12 protein-coding genes are annotated in these 13,496 nt (G+C 62.1%); 5 read left to right on the forward strand and 7 right to left on the reverse strand.

All coding sequences use genetic code 11. The features are described from left to right. Positions 1-143 precede the first annotated feature (143 nt). The 5 genes from rloA2 (at position 144) to creD (ending at position 5,392) form a co-directional block, all read left to right on the forward strand. Positions 144-650 (forward strand): retropepsin-like aspartic peptidase RloA2, encoded by a 507-nt coding sequence (gene rloA2 / locus F7R20_RS25055; RefSeq protein ID WP_003206282.1) that lies wholly within the window; start codon positions 144-146, stop codon positions 648-650. Between the two features lie 69 nt (positions 651-719). After that, entirely contained in the window at positions 720-1,400 is a 681-nt protein-coding gene (gene creB, locus F7R20_RS25060; RefSeq protein ID WP_003206280.1) for a two-component system response regulator CreB, read from the forward strand. After that, complete coding sequence (gene creC / locus F7R20_RS25065; RefSeq protein WP_003206278.1) at positions 1,400-2,818, forward strand: two-component system sensor histidine kinase CreC; 1,419 nt, start codon at positions 1,400-1,402, stop codon at positions 2,816-2,818. The genes creB and creC overlap by 1 nt, the downstream gene beginning before the upstream one ends. Before the next feature lie 171 nt (positions 2,819-2,989). Further along, positions 2,990-3,964, forward strand: a complete 975-nt coding sequence (locus F7R20_RS25070; RefSeq protein WP_170291499.1) for an alpha/beta hydrolase — start codon at positions 2,990-2,992, stop codon at positions 3,962-3,964. A 54-nt stretch (positions 3,965-4,018) separates the two neighbouring features. After that, positions 4,019-5,392, forward strand: a complete 1,374-nt coding sequence (creD, locus tag F7R20_RS25075; protein WP_003206274.1) for a cell envelope integrity protein CreD — start codon at positions 4,019-4,021, stop codon at positions 5,390-5,392. A gap of 222 nt (positions 5,393-5,614) precedes the next feature. Here the strand turns inward: creD and F7R20_RS25085 are convergent, their stop codons facing one another. The 7 genes from F7R20_RS25085 to F7R20_RS25115 form a co-directional block, all read right to left on the reverse strand. Continuing rightward, positions 5,615-6,244, reverse strand: coding sequence for a glutathione S-transferase (locus tag F7R20_RS25085; protein ID WP_003206272.1), 630 nt, complete (start codon positions 6,242-6,244; stop codon positions 5,615-5,617). Between the two features lie 83 nt (positions 6,245-6,327). Beyond that, positions 6,328-7,626 (reverse strand): MFS transporter, encoded by a 1,299-nt coding sequence (locus F7R20_RS25090; protein WP_003206270.1) that lies wholly within the window; start codon positions 7,624-7,626, stop codon positions 6,328-6,330. A 204-nt stretch (positions 7,627-7,830) separates the two neighbouring features. Then, positions 7,831-8,010, reverse strand: a complete 180-nt coding sequence (locus F7R20_RS25095) for a hypothetical protein (protein ID WP_003206269.1) — start codon at positions 8,008-8,010, stop codon at positions 7,831-7,833. Beyond that, positions 8,007-9,137, reverse strand: a complete 1,131-nt coding sequence (locus F7R20_RS25100; protein WP_003206268.1) for a PepSY-associated TM helix domain-containing protein — start codon at positions 9,135-9,137, stop codon at positions 8,007-8,009. The genes F7R20_RS25095 and F7R20_RS25100 overlap by 4 nt, the downstream gene beginning before the upstream one ends. 167 nt (positions 9,138-9,304) lie before the next feature. Continuing rightward, positions 9,305-11,743 carry a TonB-dependent siderophore receptor gene (locus tag F7R20_RS25105; RefSeq protein WP_003206267.1) on the reverse strand — a complete coding sequence of 813 codons (2,439 nt, stop codon included), beginning with the start codon at positions 11,741-11,743 and terminating at the stop codon, positions 9,305-9,307. Between the two features lie 231 nt (positions 11,744-11,974). After that, positions 11,975-12,949 (reverse strand): FecR domain-containing protein, encoded by a 975-nt coding sequence (locus tag F7R20_RS25110; RefSeq protein WP_003206265.1) that lies wholly within the window; start codon positions 12,947-12,949, stop codon positions 11,975-11,977. Further along, a complete protein-coding gene (locus F7R20_RS25115) occupies positions 12,946-13,464 on the reverse strand; it encodes an RNA polymerase sigma factor (protein WP_003206261.1) in 519 nt (172 codons plus the stop codon). The genes F7R20_RS25110 and F7R20_RS25115 overlap by 4 nt, the downstream gene beginning before the upstream one ends. Positions 13,465-13,496: the final 32 nt, after the last annotated feature.

Genomic DNA, 13,496 nt, shown 5'->3' on the forward strand with positions numbered 1-13,496 from the left:
AGCAAGCTTCGGGCGGCAGGCCAAATCGGTGTGGACGAAAGTTTCACCTTGGCCGGGGTAGGCTGGGCCACAGGTGCATGACCAACCGAACGAATCCGTCGGTCACGGTCTAAAAAAACCACCCACACAGGAAGCCTTATTGCATGAAGTCCTTTCTCGCCCTGCTTTCCCTGGTGGCCCTTCCAGTGCTGGCCGCCGAGCCAACCCTGTACGGGCGCTACGAATACATCGCGCTGCCGGAAATTGGCGGCGAAGTGCTCAAGGCCAAGATGGACACCGGCGCCCTGACCGCCTCGCTGTCGGCCAAGGACATCGAGACCTTCACCCGCGACGGCGATGACTGGGTGCGGTTCCGCCTGGCGACCAAGGGTGCGAGCAACAAGGTCTACGAGCACAAGATCGCGCGCATCAGCAAGATCAAGACCCGTTCCGAGGAAGATGAAGAAGACGATGAAAAGATCGCGCCCACCAAGCGCCCGGTGGTCGATCTGGAGTTGTGCCTGGGTAACGTCAAGCGCACGGTCGAGGTCAACCTGACGGACCGCAGCAGTTTCAATTACCCGTTGCTGATTGGCGCCAAGGCGTTGCGTGAGTTCGGGGCGGCGGTGAACCCGGCGCGGCGGTTTACGGCGGATAAGCCTGACTGCTGATTTCCCTGATTGACGTACCCCAAGGCTTGCGGCACCGTTCCGGCAACTTTACTGCCGGGCTCGCAAGCCATGCCTCATATCCTGATTGTCGAAGACGAAGCCGCCATCGCCGATACGCTGGTGTTTGCCCTGCAAGGGGAGGGGTTCGACACCACGTGGCTGAGCCTTGGTGCCGCGGCCCTTGAGCACCAGAAAAGCGCTCCGGCGGACCTGATCATTCTCGATGTGGGGCTGCCGGATATCAGCGGATTCGAGACTTGTAAAAATCTCAGACGTTTCAGCGACGTTCCGGTCATCTTTCTTACAGCCCGGGATGGCGAGATCGACCGGGTGGTGGGCCTGGAGATCGGTGCCGACGATTACGTGGTCAAACCCTTCAGCCCCCGCGAGGTGGCGGCCAGGGTCCGGGCGATCCTCAAGCGCGTGGCGCCGCGTCCGGCGGCGGAGTCGAGCACGGCGCTGTTTCAGGTCGATGCCGACCGTGTGCAGATCAACTATCGCGGCAAACCGCTGAATCTCACCCGTCACGAGTTCCGCCTGCTCAATTGTCTGCTGGAGCAACCTGAGCGGGTTTTCAGCCGCGAACAATTGCTCGATGCCCTGGGCGTGGCCAGCGATGCCGGCTACGAGCGCAGCATCGACAGCCACATCAAGAGCGTGCGCGCCAAGCTGCGCCTGGTCCGGGCCGAGGCCGAGCCGATCCAGACGCATCGGGGCCTGGGCTACAGCTACAGTCCGGGGCACAGCTGATGTCGCTGGGGATCCGGATTTTCCTGGTGTATGTGCTGTTTATCGCCTTGACCGGTTATTTCGTGCTCAACACGGTCATGGAGGAAATCCGTCCCGGCGTGCGCCAGTCCACCGAAGAAACCCTGGTGGACACGGCCAACCTGATGGCCGAGATCCTGCGGGACGATTTCAAGGCCGGCACCCTCAACCAGAATCGCTGGCCGCAGTTGCTCAAGGCCTACGGCGAGCGCCAGCCGGCGGCGACGATCTGGGGCTTGCCGAAAAACCAGGTCAGCCATCGCATCTATGTCACCGATGCCAAGGGCATCGTGGTGCTCGACTCCAGTGGCGTGGCGGTGGGCCAGGATTATTCGCGCTGGAACGATGTCTACCTGACCCTGCGCGGCCACTACGGCGCTCGCTCGAGCCGCAGCGTTCCGGATGACCCGACGTCTTCGGTGATGCACGTCGGCGCGCCGATCCGCGACAACGGCCGCATCATCGGGGTCGTCACCGTCGCCAAGCCCAACAGTTCATTGCAGCCTTATGTCGATCGCACCGAGCGGCGACTGCTGGCCTATGGCGCCGGGTTGGTGGCCCTGGGCCTGTTGCTGGGCGGCTTGCTGTCCTGGTGGCTCAGCGCGGCACTGCGACGTTTGACGGCCTATGCCCAGGCGGTCAGCCAGGGGCGGCGGGTGGAGGTACCGCATTATCGCGGTGGCGAGTTCGAGCAACTGGCGGGCGCTGTGGAACACATGCGCACGCAACTGGAAGGCAAGGCTTACGTCGAGCGTTACGTGCATACGCTGACCCACGAACTCAAGAGCCCGCTGGCGGCGATTCGCGGTGCCGCCGAACTGCTGCAAAGCGACATGCCCGCCGCCCAGCACCAGCGCTTCGTCAATAACATCGACAACGAAAGTGTGCGCATGCAGCAGTTGATCGAACGGTTGCTCAACCTGGCCCAGATCGAGCAGCGCCAGGGGTTGGAAGAAGAAGTCGCGGTGCCGCTGGCGACGTTGATGGACGAGCTGCTGGAAGCGCGTGGCGGCTGGATTGAAAGTCGCCTGTTGACAGTTGAACAGCACATCGCTGCCGACCTGACGCTGACCGGTGAGCCGTTCCTGTTGCGCCAGGCCTTGGGCAATCTGCTGGAAAACGCCCTGGACTTCACCCCCGTCAACGGCCGGCTACGTATCAGTGCCGAGCGCAGCGGGGATCGCGTCGAGATCCGCCTGTTCAACCAGGCCGCGCCGATTCCCGACTACGCGCTGCCACGCCTGAGCGAGCGCTTCTACTCCCTGCCGCGTCCAGACAGCGGCCGCAAGAGCACCGGCCTGGGGCTCAACTTCGTGGAGGAAGTGGTGCAGTTGCATGGGGGACAATTTAGTATCGGCAATGTCGAGGGTGGGGTTGAGGTGGTGCTGAGGTTGCCGTGAGGGAATTTGGTTAATCTTGTTATTGATTAATTTACATAACCATTTTTTAGGTTTAATTTCCTCTCAGCACCGGCGAACGATTCAATAAACCTGTCAGCAAGCCATGCCTTACGGCGAGATGACTTTCGGTCGGCTGGTCCTATTCGTGGATACACAACCGGGAGCATGAGCATGGTGAGCCTCTGGCAAAAACTGCAGGCCAAGTTGTTGCGCGCCTTCGCCAAGAGAATGAAGGCGAAGTTTACCTACGACGCAGCGTTGTTTGCGCTGCGCACAGTTGTCGAGCAAACCATCCCGACCCCTTGGGGGCCTGCGCGGGCGCTGTTTTACTGGCCCCATTCGCAGTCCTCGGCGAAGCTGCCGGTGTACCTGAATTTCCATGGCGGTGGCTTTGTCGCCGGGACGCCCGAACACGACGACAGCTATTGCCGTCGACTGGCCCATAACCTGAACTGCCTGGTGGTCAATCTGGACTATGTGCTGGCGCCAGAGCACGCCTTCCCCGCAGGCCCGCGGCAGTGCTTCGCGGTGCTCGAATGGCTGGCCAGCGAAGCCGAAACGCTGGGCATCGATCCTCAGCGTTTCGCAGTTGGCGGCCATAGCGCCGGCGGCAATCTGGCCGCCGCCGTGGCGGGGCTGGCGCGAGGGCATCAAGCGTTGAAGGTGGTGCATCAGTTGATCGACTATGCGGCGTTGGATCTGCACCAGGACCCTGCCTTGAAGACGTCCACCAGTGCCCGGCCGCTGCTCAATGCCGGTCTGATGCGCTTCTTCAACAGCTGCTACCTGAGCGATCCGGCACAAGCTCGCGATCCGTTGGCCTCACCCCTGTTGGCGCCGGTCGAGGCGCTGGCGGGGATGCCGGCTGCCACGGTGATCACGGCGCAATACGATATCCTGCGTGCCGAAGGCGAGGCCTACGCCGAGAAGTTGCGCCAGGCCGGCGTGCCGGTGCGCCAGCGAATGTTTGAAGGCTGCGACCATATGTTCACCCACCTGGGGCCGGACGAATCGGCCGAGGAGGCCTGGCAGATGATGGAGGACTCTCTGCGCGAGGCTTTCCAGACCGTGGACATGGCGGACGCCGACGTTCGTGCTCGACACGACTATGGCAGTCTCCACACAATCTCCACAATCGCTCCATAAGCCCAACACACAGCCATCCCAGACTCTCCCTCATTCGAACAGGGAGAGCCCCACATGAACCGCAGTCTCGCCATAAAACTGGGCATGATCGCCCTATTGATTCTCTTGTTGATGATCCCGTTGTTGATGATCAACGGGCTCATCGATGAGCGCCAGGAACTGCGTGACGGTGTGCTGCAGGACATCGCCCGCAGCTCCAGCTACAGCCAGCAATTGATCGGGCCGATGATCGTGGTGCCGTTTCGCAAGAGCGTGAAGGTCTGGAATACCAACGAGAAGACCGGCGTGCGTTTCCTGGAAACCGTCGAGCGAGCGGGCGAGTTGTATTTTCTACCGGAGCAGTTTGAGCTCGACGGCCAGGTCCGCACCGAAACCCGGGCCCGGGGCATCTACGAAGCGCGCTTGTTCCATGCCGATAACCGGATCGATGGTCGCTTCAAGGTGCCTGAGCGCTACGGTGTAGCCGCCAAGGATTTCGCCGATTACCGCTTCGACGAGCCGTACATGAGTGTCGGCATCAGCGATATTCGCGGCATCGAGAATGCGCTGACCTTGACGCTGAACCAACAGACCGTCGACTTCCTGCCCGGCTCGCGACTCGGCTGGCTGGGGCAGGGTGTGCATGTGCCGCTGCCGATGATCACCGCCCAGGGCGGCCCTGAGCTGACCTTCGGTTTTGACCTGCGTCTGCAAGGCACTGGCGAGTTCCAGATTCTGCCAGTGGGTAAATCCACCAAGGTGCACCTGTCGGCCGACTGGCCGCATCCGAGCTTCATCGGCAACTACCTGCCCACCAATCGTGAGATCAATGAGCAGGGTTTCAGTGCCGACTGGCAGACGTCGTTTTTCTCCACCAACCTTCTGGAAACCCTGCAAGCCTGCGAACCGAGCGATAGTTGTGAAGCGTTCCGCAGTCGGGCCTTCGGGGTGAGCTTCATCGACCCGGTGGACCAGTACCTCAAGAGCGACCGGGCGATCAAATATGCGCTGCTGTTTGTCGCCCTGACCTTCGCCGGCTTCTTCCTCTTCGAGGTACTCAAGAGCCTGGCGGTGCACCCGGTCCAATACGCCTTGGTGGGCGTGGCGCTGGCATTCTTTTACCTGCTGCTGTTGTCGCTGTCGGAGCACATCGGCTTCACCCTGGCGTACCTGGTGTCGGCCAGCGCCTGTGTATTGCTGATCGGGTTCTATGTCTGCCATGTGCTGCGCAGCGTGAGCCACGGCCTGGGATTCTCGGCAGGGCTGGCGGGCTTGTACGGTTTGCTCTACGGCCTGTTGAGCGCCGAGGACTACGCGTTGTTGATGGGCTCGCTGTTGCTGTTCGGCCTGCTGGGCGTGTTCATGGTGCTGACCCGCAAGCTGGACTGGTACGGGGTCGGGGCGAAGCCGGCGGCGGCGATGAACTTCGATTTGGGAGAGGTGAAATGAGCCGGTCGCTGGGGTTGCGTGAGGACCAGCAGGTGCGGGAGGTGCTGGTGATGCAGATTGCTGGGTTGTTTCCTTTGGATCCGGTGCGCTGCCATCGCGGGCAAGCCTTGCTCCCACAGGTTGAGCGGGTCTATGTGGGAGCTAACCTGCTCCCACAGGTTGAGCGAGGTCTATGTGGGAGCAAGGCTTGCCCGCGATGAGGCCGGCACAGCCAACGCAAAGCTAAACCCTGGGCACCGTCTCAATCATCGAAGGCCGCAGACTGACCTCGGCAAACCACGCCGCCAGTTGCGGATTGGCCTTGCGCCATTCCAGATCGGGATGGCGCAGGTCCAGGTAGCCCAAGGCGCAGGCCACGCTGATGGAGGCCACGTCGAAGTGGCAGGCCAGTTCGGCAATCGCTTCGGCTTCGAGCATGCCCAGGGCCCGGCGAATCTTGTCCCGTTGCGCATCGAGCCATTCGTCCCAGTGTTTTTCCACAGGGCGTAGCGCGGTTTCGTAGCGAATCATTACCGCCGCATCCATGATCCCATCGGCCAGGGAGGCCAGGGTCAGGCGCCGCCAGCGGGCCGCGCCGTCCCGGGGGATCAGCGGGTTGCCGACGTGCTGGTGATCGAGGTAATCGAGGATGACGCGGCTGTCGTGGATCACCGTTCCGTTGGCCAGGCGCAGGGCCGGGATCTTGCTCAACGGGTTGTCATCGATCAGCGCCCGGTCCGGCTTGACCGGCGAGAGCTGGCTGAGCTGCAACGCCACGCGGTCCTGCTGGCCGGTTTCGTGCAGCAGCACCAGGACCTTGCGAACGAAGGGCGAAGCGGGATTGTGGAACAGCGTCATGCTGGGGGTGGACATGGCAACGTCTCGATCAGTGGGGCTTGCTGCGCAGCATAGCGCGTTCGTGCGACCGAGCCGAAGGGGCCCGGCCGCAAGGTGCCTCAGACGGCCGGTTGCAGTGCTTGCGGCTCGGACGACGGCGTTGCCGGTTGGTGCTTGAGTTCCCGGGCGACAGTCCAGACGATGAATGCGGCGATGACATCGAAGATTGCCAGCAGCACGAACAGTGGGCTGTAGCCGATCTTGGTCACCATGACGCCGAACAGCAGCGTGAAGGCGGCGGCGCCCAGGTAACCGAACATCCCGCCCATGCCGGTGGCGGTGGCGACTTCATTCTTGCCGAACGAATCGGACGTGATGGCGTACAGCGCGCCGGACAGGGTCTGGTGGGCAAAGCCGCCGACGCACAGCAGGGCGATGGCGGTGTAAGGACTGGCGACCAGGCCGATGCAGGCTGGGCCGATCATGCAGGACGCACCGAACAGCAGGACCATTTTGCGCGAAGTAAACAGCGACACCTTGCAGTATTTATGGAAGAACGGGCTCAGGTAACCGCCCAGCACGCAACCCAGGTCGGCGGCCAGGAACGGCAGCCAGGCGAACATTGCGATCTCCTTGATGTTCATGTGCCGCTCGGTCATCAGGTACAGCGGGATCCAGGCGTTGAACGTTTGCCAGGCCGGCTCGGAGAGGATCCGGGCACTGGCGATGGCGTAGAAGTTGCGGCTGGCGATGATGCGTTTCCAGCTGCCTTTCTTCGGTGTAGGGTCTTGGAAGTGAGCTTCCTGGCCGCTGAGGATGTAATCACGCTCGGTGTCGCCCAGGAGCTTCTGGTCGCGCGGATGTTTGTAAAGGATCATCCAGAGGAACGTCCAGGCCACGCCCAGACCGCCAACGATCAGGAACGCCAGCTCCCAGCCACTGTTCAGGATCGCCCAGACCACGAGCGGCGGAGCCAGCACGGCGCCGATTGAGGAACCGATGTTGAACCAGCCGATGGCCACCGAGCGTTCCTTGGCCGGGAACCATTCGGTAGAGGTCTTTACCGCAGCCGGCAGCCCGGCGGCTTCGGTCAGGCCCAGCAAACCCCGGAAAAACGCCAGGCCCTGCCAGCCCGATGCCATGGCCGCTGCGGCACAGGCGATGGACCAGGCGAACGCGAAAATGGCGAAACCCATCTTGGTGCCGATGGCGTCGATGATGTAGCCGGCCACCGGTTGCATCAACGCGTAGCAGATCTGCCAGGCCACGACGATGTGGGAATACTGCTCGGTGGAGATGTTCATTTCGCTCATCAGGGTGGGAGCGGCCACCGAGAGGGTATTGCGAGCCAGGTAGTTGACCATCAGGCCGGCCGTGACCAGGCCAACCATCCACCAGCGGATGCCTTTGATTTTCATTACTTCACCATCAATTATTTTTGGATTTGGCGTCGCATGTTGTGTTGTAGGTTGTCGTACAACAGGCGCACTTATAGAGGGTCAAGAATTAATTTGTCAATAAATATGTCAAAGACTGTGCGGTTTGAAACAACCTGGCGTACTGCGGTTGTCGTATGAGGAGGAGAGAGGGTGCTCACTCTGGCGAGTGAGCGCCCGGATGACTCAGCGGCGTGGGACCAATCCCCACACCGCCAACACGGAGGGTATGCCCAACCCCAGCCAACTGACGGCGTCCCACAGACCGTCACCCAGCAATGCGCTGAACAACCCCGCCGCGCTGAGCGCACCGATCATCAGGGGAATACCAAACACTTTCCAGAAACTCGACTGCCGAGGCCTCACGAGGCGACCTCCGTGCCGACGGTTGCCCGCTTGGCCGTTTTACGCCGCACCAGCCACAGGTAAACGCCGCTGCCGAGGACGATGATGGTCAGCACATCGAGGGTTGCCCAGAAGATCTGCATCGGCCGGCCACCGTAGTCACCGAAGTGCAGCGGCAGGGATAGGCTCATGACGTCCATGTACCACGGCCGTTCGGCGACGGCGGTGACGTCCAAAGTGGTGGCATCGATCAGCACGGGCGTGAGCAGGTGCGAGGTCAGGTGGGTGTCGCCTTTCATGAAGACGCTGTAGTGGTGCTCGCTGGAGAACAGCGTGCCGGGGAAGGCAATGAAACTCGGCTCCATGCCCGGCGCGACGTCCTTGGCGATGTCCAGCAGTCGGGTGGCCGGTGCCAGTTGGGTCAGTGGTGGGGCGTTGCGGTAGGGTTCGACCATGGCGCTGAGGCTGTCGTTGCGCCAGGCGGCGATGATCAGGTCGGCGCACGCGGCGATCACGCCGGTGACGCCCACGGTCAGCGCCCAGACCAGCGTGACCACGCCGATCAGGTTGTGCAGGTCGAGCCAGCGCAGGCGCGTGGATTTGTCCTGACGCACCGTGGCGAACTTCAAGCGGCGCATGAACGGCAGGTACAGGACCACCCCGGAGACGATGGCGATCACGAACAGCAGGCCCATGAACGCCAGCAGCAACTTGCCCGGCAGCCCGGCGAACAGGTCCACGTGCAGGCGCAGCATGACCATCATGAAACCGCCATTGGCCGAGGGCATTTCCAGGGCCTCGCCGGTACGCCCGTCGAGCATGAAGGTGTGGGACGAGTTGGGTTCGGTGCCCGGTGTCGGCGCCATGATGGTGATGACGCCGTTGGGGTCGTCATCGTCCCAGCCAAAATACTGGACCACTTCACCTGGGCGATGGGCCTTGGCTTTTTCCACCAGTTGTTGCAGGTCCAGCGGCGGTGTGTCGGCCGGCATTTCCCGAAGCTGCGGAGCGTCACCCAGCAGGTGTTCGATTTCATGGTGGAAGATCAACGGCAGCCCGGTGATCGCCAGCATCAGCAGGAACACCGTGCAGATCAGGCTGGTCCAGGTGTGGACGAAGGACCAGCGGCGGATGGTTTTGCTTTTCATGAGCGATCCGGATGTAAAAGGGCACCTTGTGGCGAGGGATATCTGTGGGAGCAAGGCTTGCCCGCGAAACAGGCGATACGGTCCTTCCGAAACCGAGTCGCCTCCATCGCGGGCAAGCCTTGCTCCCACATAGTGCCCGCTAAAGTGGGTATGCAAATGCTAACCGTTTACCATTTGTAATTCACGCTGGCGACGACGTTGCGCTGGTCGCCGTAGTAGCAGTAGAAGCCGTCGCAGGTGGACAGGTAGTCCTTGTTGAAGAGGTTCTTTGCGTCCACCGCCACCGTGACCCCCTTGAGGGTCTTGTTCAGACGGCCCAGGTCGTAATGGGCCGAGGCGTCGTACACGGTGTAGGACCCGACATGTCCCCAGTCGGTGTTGGTGGTGTTGCCGTAGGTGTCGCCGACATAACGCACACCGGCGCCGACGCCAAAGCCATCCAGCGGGCCGTTATGCCAGGTGTAGTCCGCCCAGGCGGTGGCCTGGTTGCGCGGCACCTGGGCCATGCGCTTACCTTTTTCCGCCGCCGTGCCCTTGGTGATTTCACTGTCGTTGTAGGTGTAGGAACCGATCAGTTTCAGGTTGTCGGTCACGTCGCCCGAGGCTTCCAGTTCCAGGCCACGCACCTGGACTTCGCCCACCTGGCGGGTGACGTTGTTTTCGGTGACGGAGTTGTTTTTCTGGGTCAGGTCGAACACCGCAGCGGTCAGCAGGGTCTTGGTGCCGGGTGGCTGGTACTTGATACCCGCTTCGTATTGTTCGCCTTCGGTGGGTTTGAACGCTTCGGTGCTGTTGACGGTTGAACCTGCCGCTGCCTGGAACGACTGGGCGAAGGAAATGTAGGGCGTCACACCGTTATCGAAGACATAGCTCAACGCCGCGTTGCCGCTGAATTTCTTGTCGCGCTGGGTGTTGGTGACGTTGTTCTGGTTGTGGAATTCGGTACCGGTGTGAATCCAGTCCTCACGACCACCGAGGGTCAGGCGCCAGTTGTCCAGGGCGATCTGGTCCTGGACGTATAGGCCGGTCTGGTTGGTTTTCTGGTTGTAGTCGTACATGGTGAAGTACTGGACATTGGAGAAATCCTGTCCGTAGATCGGGTTGTTGATGTTGCTGGTTGGCACGCCGGTCGAGCCCCACAACCAGCGCGAATTGCTGTTGGAGCGCTGGTGGTCCAGGCCCAGCAGCAGGGTGTGGCTGAGGGCGCCGGTCTGGAAGTCGGCCTGGAAGTTGTTGTCCACGGCGAATTGGCTGATGTCTTCGTCGACGACACTGGCACTGCGTTTGACGGTGCCATCGGCGCTCACTGCTTCCTCAGGCCCCGCCGGCCAGAATTGCCCGCCAGCGGAAATGCCTTGGGTCTCCAGGTCGCTCTTGGTGTAGCGCAGGTTCTGGCGGAACTGCCAGGTGTCGTTCAGGCGATGTTCAAAGGCATAACCGAGGGCGTAGTAGGTACGGTCGTAGAATTCCCAGTCCGGGTCGCCGAGGTTCTTGTGGTGGGAAATTTTGCCCGCTGGCGAAGAGAGCTTGGTGCCTTGCAGTGGCAAGAATTGCCCGGTGATGCCGGTGTCGTCGCGGGTGTATTGGGACAGGAAGGTCAGGCGGGTGTCGTCGTTGATGTTCCAGGTCAGGCTCGGCGCGAGGTTGTAGCGCTTGTCCGGGATGTGATCGACCTGGGAGTTGCTGTCGCGCACGGTACCGCTGACTCGATAGAGGAACTGGCCTTCGTCATCGACCTTGCCGGTGCTGTCGAAGTTGATCTGCTTGTGTTCGTAGCTGCCGGCCTGCAGCTCGACTTCATTGCTGCTTTCGGCTTGTGGACGACGGCTGACCATGTCCAGCATGCCGCCAGGGGGTGTCTGGCCGTAGACCGAAGAGGCCGGGCCACGCAGCACGGCAATGCGCTCCAGATTCCAGGGCTCGATTTTCGGCGTGATGTAGTTGCCCTTGGGCAGCGGCAGGCCATCGAGGAACTGGGTCGGTATGAAACCGCGGACCAACAGCCAGTCGTTGCGCGAGTCCGAGCCGTAGCCGCTGCTCTGCACACCGGCGGTGTAGCGCAGGGCGTCATTGAGGTTGAGGACCGAACGGTCTTCCATCTGTTGGCGCGTGACCACGGAGACTGAACGCGGCAGTTCGACAATCGGCGTATCGGTCTTGGTCCCGGCGGCGGTGCGGGTGGCGACGTAGCCCTCGGTCGGGCCCCACGCGGTTTCACTGAGGCCGGCCCCGATCACACTGGTTTCCGGCAAGGCCATGACGCCTTCAGGCACAGCCATCAGGCTGTAGGTGCCGGCGCTGCTTTGTTCCAGTTGCAGGCCGGTACCGCGCAAGGCTTCGCGCAATGCGCCCGTGGCATCGAACTGGCCCTGGACCGGGGCCGAGGTCTTGCCCGAGGCCAGGGACGGATTCAGGCTCAGGGCGAGACCGGCCTGGCCGGCGATCTGGTTCAAGGTGCTGGCCAGTGGCGCGGCGGGCAGGTTGTAGGTGCGCACGCTCGAGGTCTGTTCGGCAGCCAATAGCGGGCCGCTGGCGAAGGGAGTGGCGAAGGCAATGGCGATGGCCAACAGGCTGGGGCGCAACAGGGTGTCTAGCGGGCGGGACATACGGCGGCTCCTGAATGGAAATATTTCTCAATTGCCTGGGTGCCGGATGAAAATTGAAAAGTGATAGGGTTGGATGAAAATAATTTAGATTCGCTTTGCTGGTGGTGGCTTTGTGGTGGGGCGAATGGCCTCATCGCGAGCTGGCTCGCTCCCACAGGATGACTCGTGGGCAACCCGATCAATGTGGGGGCGAGCTTGCTCGCGATGAGGCCATCACTGACACAAAGTCCTTCAGGGCTTGGCTTCAGCCCTCGGCCCCACCACCACCCACCACCGCGTGTGATGCTCGACCTGCACCGGCAAGGTCGGCAGCAGGGCGGTCAAGGCCAGGTCGGTGTCGTGCAGCGGGAAGCTGCCGGTGATGCGCAGGTCCGCCACTTGTGGCGCGACACCCAAGTAGCCATGCCGGTAACGCCCCAGTTCGTGGACCAGATCTTCTAGGCGCGCGTTGTCCACCACCAGCATGCCGCGGGTCCAGGCATCGGCGCCGGGGTTCAAGGCAAGGGTCGGCCCAAGGCCGTCGCGGCGCATCAGCACTTGTTGGCCTTCGCGCAGGATCTGTTCCTTGTCCGTGGCCTGCGGATACGCGGCCACAGCGGATTTCAACACGCTCAGGCGCGTACCTTCGTCTTCACGCTTGACCAGGAACCGTGTGCCCAAGGCGCGCAGGCTGCCTTCGCGGGTTTCGACGATGAACGGCCGCGGGTCGTCGTGGCCGGTTTCCACCAGGATCTCGCCTTCCTGCAGGACGATGCGGCGCTGCTTGTCATCGAAACGCACGTCCAGGGCACTGTGGGTGTTGAGGTTGATCAGCGTGCCATCGGCCAGGCGCAGAGTGCGCTGTTCGCCTGTCGCGGTGCGCTGATCGGCCAGCCAGTAATCCAGCGGCAGGTAACGATCGCCGGCAAACAACGCCAGGCCGATGACCGCGATAACGCTGGCCAGGCCGCTGCCAACCTTGCGTATCCGTCGGCGAATGCTCACCCGCGATTGCAGCAACGCGGCGCGCGCCGGTCCGGTGGCCACACTGAAGCGCTGGTCAAGCATGCCCAGCTGTCGCCAGGCCCGGGCGTGTTCTTCGTCGGCGGCATGCCATTGGGCGAAGGCTTCACGCTGCTGTGCGCTGCTCGAGTCCAGGGACAACTGCCAGGCAATGGCGGCATCCAGCACGTTGGCCGAGACCGGTTTGGCATGGGCCTGGCTCATGTCGGCTCACCATAGAGTGCGATGTAGCACTGTCGGATGCCTTGGGCCAGGTACTGCCGTACGCGCGGCACCGAAACCCCCAGGCGCTCGGCGATTTCGGCGTGGCCGAGGCCGTCGAGGCGGTTATAGAGGAAGGCTGCGCGGGCCTTGCTCGACAGTTTGCCAAGTAGGCGGTCGATGGCCTTGAGGTCTTCGAGGATGATTTGCTGTTCTTCCACCGAGGGCTGTTCGGCCTCGGGGATCAGCATCAGTTCGGTGAGGTAGGCCTGCTCCAATGCCGCTCGACGGAAATAGTCGAACAACAGGCCCTTGGCGATGGCTACCAGAAACGCCCGGGGCTCGCGGGGCGCCTTCAGTTCCTCGCGACCCAGCAAGCGCACAAAAGTGTCCTGGCTCAGGTCTTCGGCCCGTTGCGAACACGCCACGTTGCGTCGCAGCCAGGCCAATAGCCAAGCGCGATGGTCGCGGTACAACGCACCAACCAAATCACTATGAGGACTGGGGACTGACGACACGGAACATCACCGACGTTTTAAGTAACGAGAAT

The organism is Pseudomonas brassicacearum subsp. brassicacearum (assembly GCF_008801605.1).
Taxonomy (GTDB): Bacteria; Pseudomonadota; Gammaproteobacteria; order Pseudomonadales; family Pseudomonadaceae; genus Aquipseudomonas; species Aquipseudomonas brassicacearum.